Below are 21,468 nucleotides of genomic sequence, written 5' to 3'. Positions count from 1 at the left end.
TCTGTCGATGACCGTTCTGTCGACGAACCCTGCGTCGGCGAGCGCTGCACCGCTCGGGAGCGCCGATCTGTCGGTGGATGCTGAGGTGCCCCGATCATCCGCGTGCCCCCACTCGCCGCACCGTCTGCATACCGCAGGCCCTATTCATACCGCAGGTGCTCCACGTCGCCGGCGGAGACCGACAGGGGTTTCGCATCGCGGGGCGCATCCTCGGGTCCTGCACCGTCGCGGGCGATGATCAGGCGGCCGTCCGGCTCCAAGCCGACAGCGGTCCCGACGATGACCCGGCCGTCCGGCAGGCCGACTCGCACCCGGCGGCCGAGCGTGCCGCAGTGTGCGACGACGCTCGCCCGCGCGCCGCTCGCCTGCGCGTCGCCGCTGAAGGCCTGCAGGTCGTCCACCAGTGCCAGCAGGGTGCCGACGAAGCCCGCCACAAGCTCGTCCACGTCGGCGGCCACGCCCAGCACGGCCAGCGAGGTCGCGGTCGGCACCGGCAACTGCTGCGCCGTCAGCGCGTGGTTCAGCCCGGCGCCGATCACCGCGCCCGAGCCGTCCGGCAGCGCCTCGGCCAGCACACCGCACACCTTGCGCTCACCGACCAGCACGTCGTTCGGCCATTTGACGACGGCATCGACGCCGGCCGCCCGCACCGAGTCGGCCATCGCGACGCCGGTCAGCAGCGGCAGCCACCCCCAGGCCGCCCGGGGGAAGTCGGGCCGAAGCAGCACGGAGATCGCCAGCGAGCCGCCGGGCGGCGCCGTCCACACCCGCCCCAGGCGACCGCGGCCGGCGGTCTGGTCGTCCGTCACCACGACCGAGCCGTGCGGCCACGGCTGCGTGCCCGACGCGAGCGCGGCCAGCACCGAGTTCGTCGAGTCGGCGTGGTCCAGCCAGCGCACCCGTGTCGCGACCGCGGCGGTGCGGGGCAGGTCCACGACGCGAGTGTACGAGCGCCCCGCGTTCTCCGGCCGGAGGGAGACACGGCCGCGCCCGCCCCACCGGAGGTCCGCTTCGGCCCGGCCGCTAGGCTCGGCGACCGTGACCGACATCGGCGAGGCCGCGGGCGATCCGCTCACGACGACGGCCGGCAGGATCATCGACCTGCGCGAGCGCTATCACGAGGCGGTGACCGCCAGCGGCGAAGCCGCCATCGAGAAGCAGCACGCCAAGGGCAAGAAGACCGCCCGCGAACGTATCGAGCAGCTGCTCGACCACGGCACCTTCGTAGAGCTGGACGAATTCGTCCGCCACCGCACGCACGCGTTCGGCATGGAGCGCACCCGTCCGTACGGCGACGCGGTGGTCACCGGCCTCGGCACCATCCACCAGCGCCAGGTGGCGGTCTACGCCCAGGACTTCACGATCTTCGGCGGCTCCCTGGGCGAGGTGGCCGGCGAGAAGATCCTGAAGGTGATGGACCACGCCCTGAAGACGGGCGTGCCGATCATCGGCATCCTCGACTCCGGCGGCGCGCGCATCCAGGAGGGCGTGGTCGCGCTCGGCAAGTACGGCGAGATCTTCCGCCGCAACACCGCCGCCTCCGGCGTGATCCCCCAGATCTCCATCGTCATGGGCCCCGCCGCCGGCGGCGCGGTCTACTCCCCCGCCCTGACCGACTTCGTGATCATGGTCGACAAGACCAGCCAGATGTTCGTCACCGGACCCGACGTGATCAAGACCGTCACCGGCGAGGACGTGGGGATGGAGGAGCTGGGCGGCGCGCTGACCCACAACACCCGCAGCGGCGTCGCGCACTATCTGGCCAGCGACGAGGACGACGCGCTCGACTACGCGCGCACGCTGCTGTCGTACCTGCCCGACAACAACCTGGCGGACCCGCCGGTCTACGCCTCCACCGCTCCGCTCGAGACGACCGACGCCGACCGCACCCTGAACACCCTGATCCCGGACAGCGCCAACCAGCCCTACGACGTGCACGCCCTGATCGAGACGCTCGTGGACGACGGCCAGTTCCTGGAGACCCAGCCGCTGTACTCGCCGAACATCGTGGTCGGCTTCGGTCGGGTCGAGGGCCGCACGGTCGGCATCGTCGCGAACCAGCCGAACGCGATGGCCGGCACGCTGAACATCGACGCGGGTGAGAAGGCGGCGCGGTTCGTGCGCTTCTGCGACGCGTTCTCGATCCCGATCCTCACCCTGGTCGACGTGCCGGGCTACCTGCCGGGCACGGATCAGGAGTGGACAGGCGTGATCCGCCGTGGCGCCAAGCTGCTGTACGCCTACGCCGAGGCGACCGTGCCGCTCGTCACCGTGATCACCCGCAAGGCGTACGGCGGCGCGTACATCGTGATGGGCTCCAAGCAGTTGGGCGCCGACCTGAACTACGCGTGGCCCACCGCGGAGATCGCCGTGATGGGCGGCCAGGGCGCGGTCGGCATCCTGTACCGCGGCGAGATCCGGCGGGCGGAAGCGGCCGGCGAAGACGTGGACGCGGTGCGCACTCGGCTCGCGAACGAGTACACCTACAACGTCGCAAGCCCCTTCCTGGCCGCCGAGCGTGGCGAGCTGGACGGTGTCATCGAGCCGGCCGCCACCCGAACCACGGTGATCAAGGCGCTGCGTGCACTGCGCTCCAAGCGCTCCAGCCTGCCGCCCAAGAAGCACGGGAACATCCCGCTGTGACCGCCGACCTGCCGCAGGTGTTCGGCGGGTCGCCGACCGACGACGAGTTGGCGGCGGTCGCCGCCGTGTTCGCCACACTCGCGCTCGAGCGTGCCGCATCGAACCGGCGCATGTCGCCTGCGCCCCGCCCGCCGACCTGGAATCGCCGCACCGATGTGCTTCGCGATCCGCGCCCCCGCGACGGCAACTGGACCGATCTGACTACCTGACGGGGGACGACCCCTTGGATCGGGCAAAATGTACCCCGAAACGTACCCCGATTGTCCGCTCTTCGACCTACTGCGGCTCGCCTCCGCTTCGCGCAGAATGAAATCGCGCGATCGATGCACTGCACGTCGCGTCCGGACGCAGTTCACGTGGGGACGTGGCTGCATATCCGGGGGCGGGTTGGCGAGGGTCTTCGGGTGACCCACCAGCCCGGGGGTGTGTGCGGGTCGGTCTGGGGAGGCCGGCCCCACTCCCCGATCTCCTGACCGAACGCCGCACACGCGCTGCGGGCCTCAGGCGGTGGGGCGGTCCAGTTCCAGCCAGAGGTCCACGTTCTCTTCGTCGTCGTCCAGGCCGAGCGCACTCGCGGTGCTCTGCCCGCTGCTGAGGCCGACGACCGTGACCGCGCGCGCGGAGGACTTGGGCGCGGTACGGATGATCCACCGCTCCGCCTGCACGCTGGCGAGCGCTTCGGCGACCCGGTTCAGCACCGGGTCGAGAGCCTTCGGGTCGATGTCGTCGACACCGCCGTCGTCGAGCACCTGCACGAACGCGCCCCGGCGCCGCGCCGTGACGACCTCGCGTCGCACCGCGTCGTTCAGCAGCCGACGGCCGCGGATCTCGTCGCGGATGGACTGCTCCAGCACGCGGCACTCCAGCCGCTCGTCGTCGGTCAATTCGCCACCCGACTCCGCGATGCGCTGCAGCATGGGCAACGCCAGCCTGCTGGTCTGCGTCAGGCGCACCTGCCGCTCGAAGTGGTGCGCGTCCTGCGCGGCCTGCCACTCCACCGCCTCCCGTTCCGCACGCGCGAACTGCAGCACGTCGTTGTTGGCCCTCGCCAACGTGTAGGAGAAGACGTAGGCGGCCACGACCCAGATCACATCGCCGAGCACACCGAACCGGAGCACCGCGGCGGGGCCGGCCCAGAGGACGGTGTGAGCGATCAGGAGGGCGATGCCGAACCCCGCGAGCGTCGTATGGCGGCGGACCGCCGAGACCGTCATCAGGGCGCCGATCGCGCCGACGTACCAGGTGCGCAATCCCAGGTCGGCGCGCGGATCGAGCGTGCTCGAGACCAGCAGGACGATGGCGACCGAGACGCCGACGGTGAGCGCCGCGACCCACAGCGGCTGCGCACCTGAATACCCCACAGCGACCGACACGACGGTGATGGCCGCGAACATCGCAAGCGCGACGATCACGCGATCCGGGTGAGGGTTGCCCGGCACGGTGAACGCCCCGAGGACCAGGTTGTAGGCCGAGAACCCGATCAGGACCGCGACGAGGATCGGTCGAGGGACCGTGATCATCGGGCGACTCTGCTCATCGAGCGACGTGCCCATCGGGCGACGCGCCCATCAGGGGACGTACTCATCAGGCGACGCGCCCATCAGGCGTCCACCGACTCGCGCTGCGGGGCGGCGACCGCGGGGCCGCGCCCCGTGCCCGGCCAGGACAGGGTGATGCGGGTGCCGCGGCCGTCCGACGACTGCACGGTCACGCTGCCGCCGATCGCGTGCATCCGCTCCACGATCGAGACGCGCAGCCCAAGGCGTTCGCTCGACACCGCGGACGGGTCGAACCCGGGCCCGCGGTCGGCGATGAGCGCGTGGACGGAGCCGTCCTTGCCGACGGCGATGCGGACGAACCGCTGCACGGAGGCGTCGCCGGCGTGCTTCGCGCTGTTCACCATCGCCTGCACGGTCGCGGCGACGACTGCTTCGGCGACCGGCCCGGACACCGGGGTGTCGGCGTTGCCGACCGCTCGCATGCTGAACAGGCCGTGGATGGCGGCAGTCTCGGCGTTGATGCGGGCGAAGAGCTCGTCCAGCCGGACCGCATTGCGCGCCGCAGCCACATCGTCCTTCGCGGTGGACAGCTGCTCGATCGCGGTCATCGCCATGTTCGCGGCGAGGGCTTTGCTCGCCGCACCCTCGGCGCCGGCGGCGCTCAGAAAGGTGGTCAGCACGCGGTCGTGCACGAGGGCGTCGATCTGCACGCGCTCGGTCTCGGTGGCCTGATCCGTCTGTGCCGCCGCATAGCGCTGCAGGGCGTTGTCCTGCGCGAGGTCCACGCCGTGGGCTGCCTGCCGGATGGAGAACAGCAGGATCAGCAGTCCCATGTCGAGGCAGAAGGCGTACGCGCCGTCGAACACCGCCCGCGTCACGGTCGCTCCGCCACCGTCGGGCATCAGGCGCAGGTAGCCGACAAGGCTGGCGGTGACGACCGAGTAGATCGCCGGCGTCATCCAGTCCGGACGCGCGGCGATGAGGAAGCCGACCGCCAGGGCCTGCAGCACGAAGATCCACGCGGAGTCGGAGCCGGGCAGCGGATCGCGCACCGCCAGCGGCCACATCAGCAGTGCGACGAGGTAGGCGAGGGCCGCGCCGAGGAAGAAGGTGCGGGTCCACTGATCGAGCAGTGCGGCGAGGTTGGCCAGCGCCACCGACCCGTAGACGAAGACGACGAGCGCCAGACCGAGCGGGTTCTGGAATGCGCTCCACTGCACCACCAGCTGGGGCACGCTCTGCAGCGCGAAGATCACGCCGAAGACGCTCATCGCGACGGCGAGCGACCGCTCGACGCGCAGCCCTCCGATACGGGAACCGTCGGTGCCGCGCACGCGTCGGAGGGAACCGGAATCGACTGCGGTGTCAGCTCTCATCGTCGAGCGCGTCGGGATCCAGGTTCGGCAGGATGCCGTCCTCGACAGCCCGCCGGAGCAGGTCGACCTTGGTGGGTGCCGGACGGCCGACCTCGACGTACTTGACGCGGATGCGGTCGAGGTACTCGCGCGCGGTCGAGGCGGCGATTCCCAGCTGATCGGCGACCATGCGCAGCGGCAGGCCCGAGGCGTACAGGTTCAGCACATCCCGCTCCCGCCGGCCGAGCTGCGCGCGGGCGAAGTCGGTGTCGGCGTCGATGGCGCTGGCCCACTCCAGATTGTTCAGCACCTCGCCGCGGGCGACGGTGTAGATGGCGGCCATGACCGCAGAGGTGGCGGCGGATTTGGGGATCACGCCGGCCGCACCCGCGGCGAGCGCCTCCCGCACACCCGCGGCGCGGTCGGCGATGGAGTGGATCAGCACTCCGGCTCCGGTCGCCTGGATGTCCTTGACGTTCTGGGTGATCGTGGAGCCGTCGCCAAGGGAGAGGTCGAGCACGACGACGTCGCACTCGCGTCCTTCGAGCAGTCGCACCAGGTCGGGCACCGTCGCAGCCTCTTCGACGACCTCGTACCCGGCCACCTGGCAGGCGGCCCGCAGGCCGAGGCGGACCGACTCGTGGTCGTCGACGACGGCGACTCGCACGAGGTCGGTCTCGACCGGCCAGGTGGTCGTGGACATGATCGGTGCTCCTCAATCCCCGCGAGCGTGTTGCGGCGGGACAGCGAGTCCGATCGTACCCGCGGAGGGGGACAGAACGGACTGATGAGTCGACCGCGCCGGGCCGTTTTCGTCCCCCACTTCGCGGGACGACCGGCCTGTTCACGATGCCGCGCCAGTGCCGCTCCGATGCCGCCTCAGTGCTGTTCCGCTCAGCGGTGCAGCGTGGCGACGGCCTCGATGTGGTGCGTGTTCGGGAACAGGTCGAAGGCCGCCAGGGTACCGATGCGGTAGCCGTACCGGGCGAAGCGCGCCGCGTCGCGGGCCAGTGCGACGGGATCGCAGGCGACGTACACGATCCGGTCCGGGCCGCGGCGCGCGATCGCGTCGACGACCTCGGTGCCGGCGCCGGATCGCGGCGGATCCAGCACCACGGCGCTCCGGTGCGCCGAATCCGGCCGCACCTGCTCGTGCCGAAGAAAGGACTCCACGCGGTCGGCGCGGGCATGCGCAGCCGGATAGCGCGCCAGGTTCTGACCGGCGTGCTCGCTCGCCCGGCGGTCCCCCTCGACCGTCGTGATGGTCAGGGACGGCCCGGCCAGGCCTGCGACGGCCGCCGCGAGCAGCCCGACGCCGCCGTACAGGTCGAGGTTCGCGGCCGAGGGGTCGAGTGGTCCGCTCGAGAGCGCCTGCTGCACCGCCGCGGTGAGGACGGCCGGCGCCGAGGGGTGCACCTGCCAGAACCCGGTCGGCTCCAGGCGGAACTCGTGCCCGCGCTCATCGACGTGCTCGGTGATCGTCGCCGGCCCGCCGCCGCCCGGATGCGCGACCACGAACGCGGCGCCCGTCGACGGTGCGACGACATCCAGGCTGCGGACTCCGGGCAGTCGGCCGGCGGCGAGCGCCGCCCGCTCCAGTCCGATCGTCGCCAGGGGCAGATCGTCGACCGGCACCACGTGGCGCGAGCGTGCGGCGTACGGGCCGACGCGGCCCTGCTCGTCCACGTGCAGCTTCAGGCGGGTGCGGGAGCGGGTGCCGTCCGGCTCCCCCGGCACGGGCCGGACATCGATCGCCAGCGCGTCGACCTCGGCCGGGGCGAGCCGGCCGGTGCGGGTGAGCGCGTCGATCAGCACCTGACGCTTCAGCGCGCGTTGCGCCGCGGGCGCGATGTGCCCGAACTCGGCACCGCCGGCGCGCTCCGCCGGCGGCCGGTCGAGCGCGGCGGCCACCCACACGTGCTCCTGCCGATCGGGCGACGATTCCAGCACGGCCAGCGTGTCCGCGCGCAGATAGCCGGCGTGCAGGTCCTCCGTGATCCTGGCCAGGATGCGCTCCCCCGGCAGGGTGTCCGGCACGAACACGACCCGCCCCTCGTGGTGGGCGACGAACACGCCGCCGTGGGCGACGCGATCGACGGTCAGCTCCAGCTCGCGGCCGAGCAGCTCGCCGCGCCCCGCCGCCGGCTCGCGCATCGCCGACCCGTCCACCGCCGCCGCTGCCACCGCCCCACCATCGCACGGCCGGAGTCCCTGCCCGCGTCCGGTGAACCGGGCGCATCTAGGGTCGGAGGGTGCGGCTGATCCTCGCCTCCACCTCTCCAGCGAGGCTGGCGCTGCTGCGGGCGGCGGGGGTCGAGCCCGAGGTGGTGCCGTCGGCGGTGGACGAGCCCGCGACCGTGGCGCAGGCCGAGCGGGTTCGGGGTCGACCGTTGACGGCTGCGGAAATGGTGCTGCTGCTCGCTCGGGCCAAGGCGGAGGCGGTCTCCGGCCGTCGCCCGGCGGCGAGCGAGGACGCCCTGCTGCTGGGCGGCGACTCCGCGTTCGAGTTGGACGGCGCCGTGTACGGCAAGCCGGGGACCGCGGCGGTGGCGCGGGAGCGGTGGATCCGACAGCGGGGCCGCACCGGCGTGCTCTACTCCGGCCACTGGCTGATCGATCTGCGCGAGGGCGCCGGTACTGGCGCTCGTTTGGATTCGGGTCGAGGGAAGGTGACCAGCGCGAGCGTGCAGTTCGCAGCCGACCTGACGGATGCGGAGATCGACGCGTACGTCGCCACCGGCGAGCCGCTCGCGGTGGCGGGTGCGTTCACCATCGACAGCCTGGGCGGCCCGTTCATCGAGCGCATCGAGGGCGACCCCTCCACGGTCGTGGGCCTGTCGCTGCCCACCCTGCGCCGGCTGGTCCGCGCCTGCGGGGTCGAGTGGACCGATCTCTGGTCCCCCCGCCGGCCGCACGACGCGATCGGCTGAGGTTGTGGACATGTCACTGCAGATCTGCCTCAGGTCTAGACGGCTCTGCCAACGTCGGGGGCGGGGCCGCCCATAAGCTTGTGCCCCATGCCGACCCCGCCCGCCGAGCGCCGGATCACGAAAGTCCTGATCGCGAACCGGGGCGAGATCGCGGTGCGGATCATCCGGGCAGCGCGGGACGCCGGTATCGCCTCGGTCGCGGTCTATGCCGACCAGGATCGCGATGCTCGGCACAGTCGCCTGGCGGACGAGTCCTACGCCCTGAACGGGACGACCAGCGCCGACACCTACCTGGTGATCGACAAGCTGCTGTCCATCGCCAAGCGCGCAGGTGCCGACGCGGTGCATCCGGGCTACGGCTTCCTGGCGGAGCGCGCCGACTTCGCCCAGGCGGTGCAGGACGCCGGCCTGATCTGGATCGGGCCGAGTCCGGATGCGATCGAGCGCCTCGGCGACAAGGTCACTGCCCGGCACGTGGCGGAGTCGGTGGGAGCGCCGCTCGCGCCGGGCACGCTCAATCCGGTCGCCGACGCCGCCGAGGTGCTGGCCTTCGCCGACGAGGTGGGGCTGCCTGTCGCGATCAAGGCGGCGTTCGGCGGCGGCGGCCGCGGCCTGAAGGTCGCGCACACCCGCGAAGAGATCCCGGACCTGTTCGAGTCCGCGACGCGCGAGGCGGTGGCCGCGTTCGGCCGCGGCGAGTGCTTCGTGGAGAAGTACCTGGATCGCCCGCGGCATGTGGAGACGCAGTGCCTGGCCGACGAGCACGGCACCGTGGTGGTGGTGTCCACGCGGGACTGCTCGCTGCAGCGCCGTCACCAGAAGCTGGTGGAGGAGGCGCCCGCCCCGTTCCTGAGCGACGCGCAGAACGCCGAGCTGGTGCGGGCCTCCAAGGCGATCCTGCGTGCTGTCGGCTATGTGGGCGCCGGCACCTGCGAGTTCCTGGTCGGCCGCGACGGGACGGTGTCGTTCCTCGAGGTGAACACCCGGCTGCAGGTGGAGCATCCCGTGTCGGAGCAGGTGACGGGCATGGATCTGGTGCGGGAGCAGTTCCGCATCGCCGAGGGTGCGCGCATCGATCCGGTCGACCCGGTTGCCCGCGGCCATTCGATCGAGTTCCGGATCAATGGCGAGGACCCGGGCCGGGGCTTCCTGCCGGCCCCCGGCCCCGTGCGGTCGTACCGCGTACCGGGTGGTCCAGGGGTGCGGCTCGACTCGGGCGTCACCACGGGCGACGTGGTCTCGGGCGCGTTCGACTCGCTGCTGGCCAAACTGATCGTGTCGGGTGCCGACCGGGCCGACGCGCTGGCCCGCGCTCGGCGTGCCCTGGCCGAGTTCGAGGTGACCGGGCTGCCGACGGTGCTGCCGTTCCATCGCGCCGTGGTGAACGATCCGGCGTTCACCGCCGAGGACGGCGTCTTCGCCGTGCACACGCGGTGGATCGAGACGGAGTTCGTGAACGAGATCGAGCCGTGGACCGGTTCGCTGGTCAACCAGGACGCGTCGCCGGCGCAGCAGGATCGGCACCTGGTCACGGTGGAGGTCAACGGCAAGCGACTGGAGGTGGCGCTGCCGGCGGAGCTCGCGGCGTCTTCCGGCGAGATCGCCCCGCCACCCGCGCCGAGGCGCCGTCGCGGCGGCGGTGTCGTCTCCGCGGCGATGGGAACCGCTGTCACGGCCCCGATGCAGGCGACCGTGATCAAGGTGCTGGTGGAGCCCGGCCAGCGGGTGGTGACGGGTGACCTGGTCGCAGTGCTGGAGGCGATGAAGATGGAGCAGCCGTTGACGGCGCACCGCGACGGCGTCATCGGCGCGGTCGTGGCACGCCCCGGCACCACGGTGTCGGCGGGCACGGTGCTGCTGCAGATCCTGGACCAGGCCGCAGCGCTCGCCCCCGTCGCCTGACATCACTCGCGCCCGACATCATCTCGTCGTGCACGGCCGTTCGGTCAGAAGGGGCAGTCGTCAGCGCTGTCGTCGGCGCTGTCGCCGTGCTCGGGGAGGAACTCGGGTGGTGCCGGATCGGATCGTTCGGGCGGGTCGCCGGTGTAGCTGCGTCCCCAGGGTGACGTCCAGGTGACGGTCCCGCCCGGATCGAGCCGTTGGGTCCACATCCCGGTGGACTTCAGCAGGTGACATCGTCGGCACAGGTGCACGAGGTTGCCCGCGTCAGTCGTGCCGCCCGCATGCCACTCGGTCACATGGTCGATATCGCAGAGGTGGGCGGGTCGTCGACAGCCGAGGCCCGCGCACTGCTCATCCCGGATCCGCAGCCACCGTTTCAGGTCCGGTGGTGGCGTATACACCGTCTGATCCATCGTCACCCGCACCCCGGTGACCGGATCGGTGAGGACCCGCAGCAGTGAGGGAGCGTCCGCGCAGAGTCGGCGGGCGGTCTCGATGTCGATGGGTCCGTACCCGGCGAGGATCGCCTGCTCGCTCGTGTGACCCAGCCACGCCAGTGCGGGGATCGTCATCGCGACCGTCGGGACCACTGCGGTCCGCTGCGGCACCCGTCCTGCGATGGCACTGCAGTCGGGGTGCGCCGCGTGCGCGATCCCGCCCAGCAGCAGATCCAGGGCGATGTCGAACCGCAACGCCCCGATCCCGCGTTTCTCTCCGTCGCGCCCGCGGACGGCGACCGCCGCCCGGGTGAGGGCGTCATTGATCGCCACCAGTTCTACCGCCGGACCACGGATCGTCAGTGCCGCCTCCCCATCGGGCAGTGGATCGAACTCCACCCGCCGATTCGCCTCCGTCACCGCAGCCCGCGCCACCGCCGTACCCGGCTGCAGGCGCTCCCGCGCCCGACGGAGCCGATCCGCCAGCCGGCCCGGCGTCCCCGTCACGACCATGTCCGCGGCGAGCCGATCGAAGTCGGCCAAAGCGTCCTCGTCCAGACCGATGGACTGCTTGACGAGAATGTCCACCGCCCGCCAGGTGGTACGCCCAGAGGTGAACGCCTTCCACGTGATCGGGAACGAGTCCCGCAACACCATCGCCGTATCCAGCAGGTGAGCGGTCGTCGACTCGGGGATGCGCAGGATCATCCCCACCTGCTTCATCACCGCCCGCGCCGGCAATCCATCCCGATCCCGCGCATCCGCCCCATACCGCTCCGCGAGATCGGCCATCCCCGCATCCCACGCGTTCAACAACGCGACGACACGAGCAGCCTCAACCCGCTGGAAGGCCAGCTGCGCCTCATCCAACTCCCGCAACGCCCGATCCGCGGGATGTTCGAGTTCGATCGCGAACAGCTCACCGACCGACCACGCGATGTCGGCACCCGGAAGACCGGCCACCTCACCGCGCGCCCGCTCCCGGAGCACACCGTCGAACATAGCTACGATCTAATCAGAAGGGTCTGACACGGACTGCGCAGGGGTCGAGGCGGCTCACCAGCACAACGACGATCGCTACCGTGTGCGGATGAGCAGCGCGTTGTCCCGCCGCAGCGTCAAGGCGCTGATCGTCTACGGCCTGGTCGGCGGCTGGGTGCTGATCGTGCTCGGTGTCGCGCTCGTGCCGCCCGTCGCAGTGCTCGGCGTCGCCGCCGTCATCACGTCGATCCTGGTGATCGAAATCGACCAAGCCCGAGTCAGCCGTCGATGGGGCCTGCTCGTCACGACCGCGACGTCCTTCCTGCTCTGGATCGCCGCGATCGTCGTCGCGGGTGTCGCCTGGGGCCGGGCGTTCGATCTCGCCGACGCGGATCAGGCCGTCCCCGCCGCGCTCGGGATCACGGTCAAGATCGCGCTGGTCATCGGCGTCCCCGCGTTCGTCGTGCTCGTCGTGAGCGGTGTCCGCGCGCTGGTTCGCGCCCGACGCCTCCTTCGTGCCCAGGCGAGAACGGCCGCATAGCGCCGGCCGCGACGTCTGCGAGCGCCCAGCGGCGAATCGGTCACAACTCGGCTCGTCTTGACACCTTGTTCTTGGAGGTGCCATGAATCCGGACCCATTGCAGGGCGAACGTGACGCCGAGTTGCTCGAGCGGCTTCGTCGCCATGACAGGTCGGCGTTCGCCGAGCTGATGCGGCGCCACTCCCCCGCCGTATTCCGATACGCGTGGGCGCTCACCGACTCGCGCGAGCAGACGGAGGACCAGGTCCAGGAGGTCTTCCTGCAGCTCTGGCGCCAGCGCCGTACCGTCGAGACGGCGACATCGGGATCGAGGGAATCGGATGCGAGCCTGCTCCCCTGGCTGCTGACGGTCTGCCGCTACACGACCTTCAACTCCAACCGTCGTCTTCGCCGCAGCCGCGTCGAGCCGCTGTCGGCCGTCGATCAGTCGGCCTCCGTCGCTGATGACGCTGCCTCGGACGAGCTGCGCTTCGTCGGGGATGAGATCGCGCGGCTCAGCCCCCTCGACCGAGAACTGGTTCGCCTCTGTCTCGTCGAGGGACGCCCCTACCGCGACGCCGCAACCACGCTCCGAGTCGCCCCGGCTACCGCGCGCAAACGCATGCAGCGGATCCGCGCCCGACTCACCGCCGCACGCGCCACCAGCAGATAGAACATCGAGGACATCACCATGCACGTCAGCCCGCCCACCGCCGCCGAACTCGAACAGGGGATCGCCCGGATCACCCGACGCGTCGACTCCCGCATCGCCGGCAGGCGTCTGCTGCATCGCGTCGGGATCGGCCTTGCGCTGGTCGCAGCGCTCGGCGCGGGTGGGGCCGGAGTGGCCACCGCCGTCGCTCCGCCCAGCTTGCTGCACCTGGACGGCCTGGTGAAAGCGCAGTACGCCGCGCCGCTCGCCCAGTGCATCAGGGATGCAGGCTGGAACACGGCGATCCTCGACTCGAAAGCTGCCGCCTCGATCCTCGCCGGCAGCGGGCTCGACCCCGCGACGACGCGGGTGCTGCGGACGCTGGTGAGCGAGCAGGCTGAGCCCGCCGCCGGACGAGCCATCACCGCCTGCCAGCAGCGCCTGCAGACCGTCTCAGGCGACAGCATCATGGCGACCGGCTGACCGGATGACCGACCCGGTGCTCGCAGGCTGCGCGTCGGTCAGGATGGGTCCACCGGCTGCATGACGCTGCCGCCGACGTCTGATCCCGAAACGAACGATCGGCGAGCGCGATCAGACCGTCGCCGGCTGGGCTTCGACGCTCCGTCGCCAGCGGGCGAGTGACCGCACCTCGGCCGCCGGATCGTCCGCCAGCACGCCGATGACCGCGGCGGTCGTCGTACGGTTCACGGCGGCCCAGCACCGCACCTGCACGTCCGGGTCCGCGGCGAGCACCTGCAGCACCTCGGGTGGCGTCGTTTCGGCGCGAGCGACGGCGGCGCGCACGGTCGCATCGGGATCCTGGGCCAGTGCGCGCACCAGGTCGGCAGGCGTGTGCGGGTTGCTGGCGACCGACTGCCGGATGCCCGGTTCGGGCGACTCGGCGAGCAGCCGCAGGCGCCGCAGCTTGCTCTCGGTCACCGGCGGGGAGGAGTGCAGCAGCGCCGCGTCTTCGTTCGACAACCCGAGCGGAGTGGCAGCCCACACTCGGCGCTGGGCATCGGAAGTGAAGTGGACGCAGGACATCGCCGAAGGCTACCGACGCCCGCCGACACTCCCCGGAACCTCTCACCTCGATCACAGGCGTCACTCCTGGTCGCCGGAATCGCCGTTCGCTACCGTTCAGCCACAGACCGCGACGGGGCGCGGCAGGACTCGCAGGACGGCGGTCATGGCACGGGAACGCGGTCTACTGCTCCGATTGCTCGGCGGGCGTCAAGCGGCCCGGACGGTGGGCCCGCTGACCCATCCCGTCGACGACGCCACCACCCTGCACCGGCGCGGCGCGGCTCCGGAGGTGAAGCTGCTGCTGTTCGGCAGCGGACCGGCCGCCGGCTGGGGCGTGCACCTGCACGATCTGGGTCTCGGCGGCGGGATAGCCGACCGCCTCGCCGAGCGCATGGGTCACGCCGTCGCCCTGGACCTGCTGGTCGACGACTCCTGGCAGGATCCGGACCCGATCACGGCGATCCGGACGCAGGGACTCGGCAAGTACCACGCCGTCGTCATCGTCGGCGCCTACAACCACTCGTTGATCGAGGTGCCGGAGCCGGTGTGGAAGGACTATCTGGCGCAGCTGCGGGAGGCGATCCTGCAGGAGGCCGGCCCGGACGTGGCCCTGCTCGTCCTGTCCCTGCCGTGGGATGACGCCGCAGAGCGGATGCCCAGCGTCTGGGGCGGCCCGGCCGGCAGGGCGGTCGTCGACCTGGCCCGGATCGCCGACGAGACCCTCAGCGACTCCGAGCAGATCACCCAGCTGCGCCTGCTGCCGCCGATCGAGGCGGAGGAATGGATCGGGCCCGACTTCTCGGTCGCCAGCTACGCGCGCTGGAGCGCGGACACCGCCGATCGGCTCGCTCCGCTGCTGGGTGCGGGAGCGGTCCTCAGCCTGCCCTGACTCCGGCCGGCGCAGGAGGCTCAGGCGGCTCAGGAGCCGCGGCCCGTCCGTAGCCGGCTCGGCCGCAGTATGACGCGCGTATGACGCCACGCCCGCCGGTCTCCGGGCGGTGCTTTACGCTGACCGACGCCTCCGCCGGGGGCAGATCGGGCGAGTTCTCGCCCGCAGCGGGTCATCGCAGCCCGCCGCTGTCCGCACTCTTCGAGAATGGTCCCGTCGTGCCGCTCCGCACCCACTCGCTCCGCATCCGAGTACGCCGCAGGTTCGCCATCGCAGCGGTCGCGGCCGCCGCAGTCGTCGCCCTGACCGGGTGCGGCACCGCCGCGGGCTCGCCCGGCACCAGCACCAGCACCGCCGCCGTGTCCGCCGCCCCCAGCTCGGCCGCCGCCCTGCAGACGGTCACGCCGGGCAAGTTCACGGTGGCGACCGGGCAGCCCGCCTACTCGCCGTGGGTGCAGGACGACAAGCCGCAGTCGGGCAAGGGCTTCGAGGCCGCGGTGGCCTACGCGGTCGCGAAGCAGCTCGGCTACGCCGCCGCCGACGTGGTGTGGACGCGCACCACCTTCGACAGTGCGATCGCTCCGGGCCCGAAGACCTTCGACGTCAACCTGCAGCAGTTCAGCGTCACCCCGCAGCGCAAGAAGGCAGTCGACTTCTCCTCGCCGTACTACACGACCGACCAGGCGATCGTCACCACCAAGGGCTCGCCCGCCGCGTCGGCCACCACGCTCGCCGCGCTGAAGAAGATCACGATCGGAGTGGCCGCCGGCTCGACGAGCTACAGCGTCGTGAACAGCCAGGTCGGCGTGCAGCCCAAGGTCTTCAATTCCAACGACGACGCCGTACTGGCCCTGAAGAGCGGGCAGGTGCAGGCGCTCGCGCTCGACCTGCCGACGGCCTTCTACCTGGCGCAGTCGGAGTTGAAGAACGGCGTGGTCTCCGGCCAGTTCGCGGGCAGCGCCGGCGGCGACAAGTTCGCGTTCGTGCTGCAGAAGGGCTCCCCACTCACGAAGCCGGTCAGCGCCGCCGTCGACGCCATCGCGAAGGACGGCACGCTGGCGGCGATCACCAAGCAGTGGCTCTCCACCGCCGTCGACGCCCCGGTCTTCAAGTGATCCGGGCCAGGCTCACCGGGGCGCTGCGCACGAGGGCCCTGCCGATCGGATGACCGCTCCCGTCGCGTCGCAGTCCGTCGACTGGCGGCCCAGCGAGATCGAGTGCGAGCGGCAGGCGTACCGCAGGGCGCGGTCCACCCGCAGCACGCTGATCGCGGCGGTCAGCACGATCGTCGTCGCCGCGATCGTCTGGGTCACCGTCGTCAACACGCACGGCTGGTCGGTCGTGCAGACGGCGTTCTTCGACCCGAAGTCGGCGATCGCGGCGCTGCCGACCGTGCTCGTCGGCCTGTGGTTGAACGTGCGCGTGCTGTTCTTCGCCGCCATCGGGGTCGCGATCTTCGCCGCCCTGCTCGCGATCGCTCGCACGCTGCGCAGCCCGGTCTTCGCGCCGCTCCGGCTGCTCGCGACCGGCTACACCGACCTGTTCCGCGGCCTGCCGTTGCTGATCGTGCTCTACCTCGTCGGCTTCGGCATCCCCGCGCTCAGCCTGTTCCCGGCGCTGCCTGCGGAGGTGTGGGGCACGCTCGCGCTGATCCTCACCTACTCCGCCTACGTGGCGGAGGTGCTGCGCGCCGGCATGGAAGCTGTTCACCCGTCGCAGCGGCTCGCCGCCCGGTCGCTCGGCCTCAGCCACGCGCAGACGATCCGACTGGTCGTGCTGCCCCAGGCGGTCCGCAAGGTGACCCCTGCGCTGATGAACGACTTCATCTCGATGCAGAAGGACGTTGGCCTGATCTCGGTGCTCGGCGCGGTCGATGCGGTGCGCTCAGCCCAGATCACCGTCGCCAGCACCTACAACTTCACGCCCTACGTGGTCGCCGGTCTGCTGTTCGTGCTGTTGAGCCTGCCGTTCATCCGGCTGACGGACTGGCTGACCGCGCGGGCGCAGCGTCGCGAGCAGATCGGCGGCACCGTGTGACCGCACCGGTGCTGCAACTGCAGGGCGTGGTCAAGCGCTTCGGTACCACGACGGTGCTCGACCGGGTGGACCTGTCCGTCAGCCGGCACGAGGTCGTCGCGGTGATCGGCGCCAGCGGCAGCGGCAAGTCCACCCTGTTGAAGACCGTCAACCTGCTGGAGCGCATCGACGACGGCCGCATCCTGCTGGCGGGCGACGACGTGAGCGATCCGCGCGCCGACGTGGACGCCACCCGCGCGCGCATCGGCGTCGTGTTCCAGCAGTTCAACCTGTTCCCGCATCGGACGGTGCTCGACAACGTGACGCTGGCCAGCCGGGCGGTGCACAAGGTGCCGCGGGCGGAGGCGGAGGCGACCGCCGAGCACTGGCTGCAGCGCATCGGACTCGGCGACAAGCTGAAGGAGTACCCCGACCGGCTCTCCGGCGGCCAGCAGCAGCGGGTCGCGATCGTGCGGGCGATCGTCAGCGACCCCGAACTGCTGCTGCTGGACGAGATCACGAGCGCGCTCGACCCGCAGCTGGTCGGCGAGGTGCTCGACCTGGTCACGGAGTTGAAGACCGCGGGCTCCACCATCCTGATGACGACCCACGAGATGCAGTTCGCTCGCCACGTGGCCGACCGGATCGTGTTCCTGCAGCAGGGCCGCATCCTGGAGCAGGGCACCCCCGCCGAGGTGCTGGACGCACCTCGGCACGCCGAGACCAGGCAGTTCCTCTCCCGACTCCAGCAGCACTGAGGGCCGGAGCGACGCGCGGTAGCCCGGGCTCCACGCGGTGAGTGCGCCTACCGCGCGAGATCGGGCGAGCCGCGCGGAGCCCGGGCGGTCAGGCGGCGCTGACGGTGCGGGCGAAGGCCAGCTGCCGGGCGTGGAACGCGGCGGAGTCGTGGTGGTGGTCCAGGTTGTGACCCGATCCGATCACCCGCTCGGGGTTCACCGACGGGGACGCGGTGAACGCCTCCGCGAACTGCTTCACTCCCTCGTCGGTGGAGATCCAGAGCTGCTCGTGCTCGGCGAGCGCGTAGTGCACGGGCACCGTCACCGCGGAGGCGAGCCCCGAGAAGTCGGTGGTCCAGCGTCCGACGACCTCCAGCAGCTCGGCGACCGGGATCAGGTCGGTCGAGACCTCCGCGTCGTCGACGACCGAGGCGTCGTAGGTGTCCTGCGGGCCGTACATGAACTGGATCCGCTGCTCCTTGGAGAACGGGATCGTCGCGTCGGCGGGGATCGAGTTCCACGCCTGCGTCACCTGCTCCGGCGCATCGGTGTGGATGGAGGTGGCCGAGATACCGAGCAGGGGCCACGAGTGGGGCTGAGCGCCCATGTGGATGGCGATCGCTCCCCCCATCGAGTGCCCGATGAGCACGACGCCGGGGGCGGTGTCCGCGTACTGCTTCCACAGTTCGGCGACCGCGGCGTCGAGCACCTCCGCGTTCTTGGCGAAGGTGACGTCGCCCTGCAGCGGGTCGCTGCCCTGATAGCCGGGACGGTCGAGGGCGACGACGGAGAATCCCTCGTCGTGGGCTGCGGCGAGCAGGGAGTGCCCCTTCACGTCGAAGTAGTGCGAGTTGTAGCTGCCGCCGGGGATGCAGACGAGCAGGGGTGAGCCGGCGTCGCCGCGCTCCTCGATGCCGGTCACGGTGCCGAGCGGGGTGGACAGTGAGATCGGGTTGACCATGGGTGCTCTCCTTCGAGTGATGTGGTGGTGAGTGACGACGTGACGGATGTGGGTGGTCGGCGGCGGTGGTTGGTGGCGCGGCGGTGCTGCGACGGTTACGCGACGTGCCGTCCGCCGAGCCAGACGCCGGAGATGGCACGGGTGGCGCGGATGTCGGTCGACGGGTCGCCCTGCACGAGCAGCAGATCGGCTCGCCGTCCGGCCTCGATCACACCGCGATCGGTCAGTCCGAACACCCGTGCCGCCGTGGCGGTCGCCGCGGTGATGGCCTCGATCGGGGTGAGCCCGGCATCGACGAGCAACTCCAGTTCGTCGTGCAGCGACGACCCGTGTTCCGGATGCCAGGGCGCTCCCGCTTCGGTGTTGGCGTCGGTACCGGCGACGATCGTCAGTCCCGCCGCATGCGCCGTCGCGAGGCTCGCCTTGGCATTGGAGTAGTCGACGGGCGGCGCGATGTGCAGCCGTCGCAGCAGGCGGAACATCCGTTGCGCATTGATGGTCGTCACCGTGCCCTGCAGCATCGTCAGCGTGGGGACGACGGCCGCCCCCCGGCCGGACAGCGCGGCAGCCACATCGGGATTCAGACCGCGATCGACGGGCAGGTGGGTGACGACATCCACCCCGGCGTCGGCCGCAAGACCGAACGCCGTCGAGGTGACGGCGTGCGCGATCGTGGTGAGGCCGGCGCCGTGAGCCGCCACGACCAGAGCCCGGATCGTCTCCAGGGGCAGGGAGGCGGTGCCGGGCATCCGCGGGTCTTCGATGATGATCTTGATGTAGTCCGATCCATCGCGCACGCGGGCGGCGACGAAGCGGGCCGCGTCGGCGGCACTGGTGACGACGCTGTCCGCGGGGAACCCCATCCTGCGGGTGTGGGCGCCTTTCGCTGCGCTTGCGGGCACGCCCGCGCCGAGCAGGCGCGGCAGGTCTGTGCGCTGCTGCAGCGATCGCGTGACGTCCAGGTGCTGGTTGGCCATGTCGAGGACGGTGGTGACCCCGCTCGCGAGCGCCGATTCCAGGGCCGCGGCGTCGTCGACGTGCACGTGCGCGTCGATCAGGCCCGGTAGCAGCGCTCCGCCCTGCCCGTCGATCACCGTGCCGGTCGGCGCCCCGCCGACCGAGGCGATCGACTCCCCCTGGATCTGCACGGACGTCGGAGCGGTGAACCCGGCGCCGTCGAACACGCGCACATTGGTGATCGATGATGATGACGTCGTCGTCATACCCGTTCCTTCCGAGCTGTCGTTGGTCGGTGCGCCAGTGCAGCCGAATCCAGTGTTGCCGAAGTCAATGGTGCCGAAATCAAATGGTGCCGGAGTCAACGCTGCCGGGCGCCCACCGGCAGGGCGTCTCGCAGATCGATGTCGGCCACGGACGCACCGCGCAATGCGATGTGCTGGTCGGGCCGGACGAGCAGCGCCTCCCCCGCCCACGGGTAGTCCTCGGGAGGTGCGATCACCGTCAGCGGGATCCCGAGCACCGCCGCCTGGCGGCGGAGCGGTTCGACGTCCGCGCCGTCCGGTGCGAGCAGGGTGAACTGCGCCCCCAGGGCATCGAACAGCGACCGCCCGTCACGATACCGGGCGTGCGGCAGCCGCGCTCCCGGGTCCGTCGTCGGGGTGTAGTGCACCGGATCGTGGTCGGCGAAGGCGGAGTAGCTGTAGCCGAGCACGAGTCCCAGGCTGTGGAACTCGGAATCCTTGGTCTGCTGGATCGCGGCCGCCAGTCGGGAGCGATCGGCCGTGCCGGCGAAGTCCAAGGGCAGCGAGCGCATGTTCTCCCTCGCGATCGCGATGGTCTGCTCGGCGATCGGCCGGCGCTCGGTCTCGTAGCTGTCGAGCAGGTCGGGCGTCGCCCAGCCGCGCAGCACCGCGGCGAGTTTCCAGCCGATGTTCACCGCGTCTCCGACCGAGGTGTTGAACCCGTGCCCGCCCCAGGGCGGGTTCAGGTGCGCGCTCTCGCCGACGAGGAACACGCGCGAGGTCTGAAAGCGCTCGGCGACCAGCATCCGGGCGGTCCAGCTGTCCGTCGAGACGACCTCGTGGGCGATCGGATGGCCGACCAGGTCGGCGAGCATCTGCGGAATGCGCTGCCGGCCGTCGGACTCCTCCACCCCCGGCGCGATCAGCCACCAGAGGCCGTGCAGGTCGAGCCGTCCGACGACGCACGGCGAGTCACCGCCGACGATCCAGTAGTGCACCGCGTTGCCCATCGGCGGGTCGAGTTCGTCGGTGCGGAACAGCACGTTGAAGTTCGGCCGGGGATCGGAGCCGCCGAGGTACCGCACGCCGATCGACTTGCGAACCGCACCCGCGGCGCCGTCGCAGCCGAGCAGGTACTCGGCGTCGAGCAGGGACACCGTGCCGTCGTCGGCGGTGACGGTGGCGGTCACCCCGTCCTCGGTTTCGGCGACCGCGGTGATCCTGCTGCCGTACCGGATGGTCACGAGCGGCGACTCCGCCAAGTGGTCCCGCATGACCTGCTCGACGGCGGGCTGTGGGATCTGCTGGCCGAGTTCCGGAGACACCTCGAGGGTCTGCGCGCCCAGCCCGAAGACGTCGGAGAACCAGGTGACGACGTCGCCGTCGATGGTGGTGCAGAACACCACCCGGTCGGACCAGGCCGGCGACAGCGCCGCCGCGGCGCGGATCCGATCGGCGATCCCCCAGCGACGGAAGTGCTCCATGGTGCGCACATTCGTGGTCTTCGCTCGGGGACGGTCGTTGGCGACGGTCGCGCGGGGCTCCACGATCATGCTCGGGACGCCGTGGAACGCCAGCTCGGTCGCCGCCGCGAGGCCGGCCGGACCGCCGCCGGCGATCAGCACCGGTACCTGGACCACAGGTCCCCCTTCGACATCGAACGCAGAGACTTCGATCGTCGGCCCCTCGGCCCCCGGAGTGGGCACGACTGCCAC

At 71.1% G+C, this 21,468-nt stretch carries 21 protein-coding genes; 11 read left to right on the top strand and 10 right to left on the bottom strand.

Annotation, left to right across the window (positions count from 1 at the left end; genetic code table 11):
• Nucleotides 1-140: 140 nt before the first annotated feature.
• Nucleotides 141-935 (bottom strand): biotin--[acetyl-CoA-carboxylase] ligase, encoded by a 795-nt coding sequence (locus tag ACFE7H_RS03165; protein WP_375399761.1) that lies wholly within the window; start codon nucleotides 933-935, stop codon nucleotides 141-143.
• Nucleotides 936-1,038: 103 nt separating this feature from the next.
• On the opposite strand from ACFE7H_RS03165, the gene ACFE7H_RS03160 reads away from it, so the two are divergent.
• Entirely contained in the window at nucleotides 1,039-2,643 is a 1,605-nt protein-coding gene (locus tag ACFE7H_RS03160; RefSeq protein WP_375399760.1) for an acyl-CoA carboxylase subunit beta, read from the top strand.
• Entirely contained in the window at nucleotides 2,640-2,852 is a 213-nt protein-coding gene (locus ACFE7H_RS03155) for an acyl-CoA carboxylase subunit epsilon (protein WP_375399759.1), read from the top strand. Before ACFE7H_RS03160 ends, ACFE7H_RS03155 begins: the two co-directional genes overlap by 4 nt.
• A 291-nt stretch (nucleotides 2,853-3,143) precedes the next feature.
• On the opposite strand, the gene ACFE7H_RS03150 is transcribed toward ACFE7H_RS03155, so the two are convergent.
• The 4 genes from ACFE7H_RS03150 to ACFE7H_RS03135 form a co-directional block, all read right to left on the bottom strand.
• Complete coding sequence (locus ACFE7H_RS03150; protein WP_375399758.1) at nucleotides 3,144-4,163, bottom strand: hypothetical protein; 1,020 nt, start codon at nucleotides 4,161-4,163, stop codon at nucleotides 3,144-3,146.
• Nucleotides 4,164-4,243: 80 nt separating this feature from the next.
• Entirely contained in the window at nucleotides 4,244-5,476 is a 1,233-nt protein-coding gene (locus ACFE7H_RS03145) for a sensor histidine kinase (RefSeq protein WP_375399757.1), read from the bottom strand.
• A 31-nt stretch (nucleotides 5,477-5,507) separates the two neighbouring features.
• The gene (locus tag ACFE7H_RS03140; protein WP_375399756.1) at nucleotides 5,508-6,200 is read right to left on the bottom strand and encodes a response regulator; all 693 of its coding nucleotides are present in this window, start codon (nucleotides 6,198-6,200) and stop codon (nucleotides 5,508-5,510) included.
• Between the two features lie 191 nt (nucleotides 6,201-6,391).
• The gene (locus ACFE7H_RS03135; RefSeq protein WP_375399755.1) at nucleotides 6,392-7,681 is read right to left on the bottom strand and encodes a class I SAM-dependent RNA methyltransferase; all 1,290 of its coding nucleotides are present in this window, start codon (nucleotides 7,679-7,681) and stop codon (nucleotides 6,392-6,394) included.
• A 68-nt stretch (nucleotides 7,682-7,749) separates the two neighbouring features.
• On the opposite strand from ACFE7H_RS03135, the gene ACFE7H_RS03130 reads away from it, so the two are divergent.
• Nucleotides 7,750-8,427, top strand: coding sequence for a Maf family protein (locus ACFE7H_RS03130; protein ID WP_375399754.1), 678 nt, complete (start codon nucleotides 7,750-7,752; stop codon nucleotides 8,425-8,427).
• Nucleotides 8,428-8,514: 87 nt separating this feature from the next.
• Nucleotides 8,515-10,329, top strand: coding sequence for an acetyl/propionyl/methylcrotonyl-CoA carboxylase subunit alpha (locus ACFE7H_RS03125; RefSeq protein WP_375399753.1), 1,815 nt, complete (start codon nucleotides 8,515-8,517; stop codon nucleotides 10,327-10,329).
• 44 nt (nucleotides 10,330-10,373) lie between these two features.
• Here the strand turns inward: ACFE7H_RS03125 and ACFE7H_RS03120 are convergent, their stop codons facing one another.
• Nucleotides 10,374-11,768, bottom strand: a complete 1,395-nt coding sequence (locus ACFE7H_RS03120) for a DUF222 domain-containing protein (protein ID WP_375399752.1) — start codon at nucleotides 11,766-11,768, stop codon at nucleotides 10,374-10,376.
• A gap of 88 nt (nucleotides 11,769-11,856) precedes the next feature.
• Here ACFE7H_RS03120 and ACFE7H_RS03115 point away from each other — a divergent pair, with 88 nt between their 5' ends.
• From ACFE7H_RS03115 to ACFE7H_RS03105, 3 genes are all read left to right on the top strand, one after another.
• Nucleotides 11,857-12,288 carry a hypothetical protein gene (locus tag ACFE7H_RS03115; RefSeq protein ID WP_375399751.1) on the top strand — a complete coding sequence of 144 codons (432 nt, stop codon included), beginning with the start codon at nucleotides 11,857-11,859 and terminating at the stop codon, nucleotides 12,286-12,288.
• A gap of 82 nt (nucleotides 12,289-12,370) precedes the next feature.
• Nucleotides 12,371-12,940 carry an RNA polymerase sigma factor gene (locus tag ACFE7H_RS03110; protein ID WP_375399750.1) on the top strand — a complete coding sequence of 190 codons (570 nt, stop codon included), beginning with the start codon at nucleotides 12,371-12,373 and terminating at the stop codon, nucleotides 12,938-12,940.
• Between the two features lie 18 nt (nucleotides 12,941-12,958).
• A complete protein-coding gene (locus ACFE7H_RS03105; protein ID WP_375399749.1) occupies nucleotides 12,959-13,402 on the top strand; it encodes a hypothetical protein in 444 nt (147 codons plus the stop codon).
• A gap of 111 nt (nucleotides 13,403-13,513) precedes the next feature.
• Here the strand turns inward: ACFE7H_RS03105 and ACFE7H_RS03100 are convergent, their stop codons facing one another.
• Nucleotides 13,514-13,966 (bottom strand): hypothetical protein, encoded by a 453-nt coding sequence (locus ACFE7H_RS03100; protein ID WP_375399748.1) that lies wholly within the window; start codon nucleotides 13,964-13,966, stop codon nucleotides 13,514-13,516.
• A 145-nt stretch (nucleotides 13,967-14,111) separates the two neighbouring features.
• Here ACFE7H_RS03100 and ACFE7H_RS03095 point away from each other — a divergent pair, with 145 nt between their 5' ends.
• The 4 genes from ACFE7H_RS03095 to ACFE7H_RS03080 all read left to right on the top strand — a co-directional run bounded on the left by ACFE7H_RS03095 (nucleotide 14,112) and on the right by ACFE7H_RS03080 (nucleotide 17,611).
• Nucleotides 14,112-14,837 carry a hypothetical protein gene (locus ACFE7H_RS03095; protein WP_375399747.1) on the top strand — a complete coding sequence of 242 codons (726 nt, stop codon included), beginning with the start codon at nucleotides 14,112-14,114 and terminating at the stop codon, nucleotides 14,835-14,837.
• A gap of 218 nt (nucleotides 14,838-15,055) precedes the next feature.
• The gene (locus ACFE7H_RS03090; protein ID WP_375399746.1) at nucleotides 15,056-15,952 is read left to right on the top strand and encodes an ABC transporter substrate-binding protein; all 897 of its coding nucleotides are present in this window, start codon (nucleotides 15,056-15,058) and stop codon (nucleotides 15,950-15,952) included.
• A gap of 49 nt (nucleotides 15,953-16,001) precedes the next feature.
• The gene (locus ACFE7H_RS03085) at nucleotides 16,002-16,874 is read left to right on the top strand and encodes an amino acid ABC transporter permease (protein WP_375399745.1); all 873 of its coding nucleotides are present in this window, start codon (nucleotides 16,002-16,004) and stop codon (nucleotides 16,872-16,874) included.
• Complete coding sequence (locus tag ACFE7H_RS03080; protein ID WP_375399744.1) at nucleotides 16,871-17,611, top strand: amino acid ABC transporter ATP-binding protein; 741 nt, start codon at nucleotides 16,871-16,873, stop codon at nucleotides 17,609-17,611. The genes ACFE7H_RS03085 and ACFE7H_RS03080 overlap by 4 nt, the downstream gene beginning before the upstream one ends.
• Nucleotides 17,612-17,699: 88 nt before the next feature.
• Here ACFE7H_RS03080 and ACFE7H_RS03075 read toward each other — a convergent pair whose 3' ends face one another.
• The 3 genes from ACFE7H_RS03075 to ACFE7H_RS03065 form a co-directional block, all read right to left on the bottom strand.
• Nucleotides 17,700-18,551: an alpha/beta hydrolase gene (locus tag ACFE7H_RS03075; RefSeq protein ID WP_375399743.1), complete on the bottom strand. Its 852-nt coding sequence runs from the start codon at nucleotides 18,549-18,551 to the stop codon at nucleotides 17,700-17,702.
• Between the two features lie 95 nt (nucleotides 18,552-18,646).
• Entirely contained in the window at nucleotides 18,647-19,774 is a 1,128-nt protein-coding gene (locus tag ACFE7H_RS03070) for an amidohydrolase family protein (RefSeq protein ID WP_375399742.1), read from the bottom strand.
• Between the two features lie 95 nt (nucleotides 19,775-19,869).
• Nucleotides 19,870-21,468, bottom strand: coding sequence for an FAD-dependent monooxygenase (locus ACFE7H_RS03065; protein WP_375399741.1), 1,599 nt, complete (start codon nucleotides 21,466-21,468; stop codon nucleotides 19,870-19,872).

It is taken from the genome of uncultured Amnibacterium sp. (assembly GCF_964250715.1).
Lineage (GTDB): Bacteria > Actinomycetota > Actinomycetes > Actinomycetales > Microbacteriaceae > Amnibacterium.
This window is presented reverse-complemented; position numbering and strand designations above follow the sequence as displayed.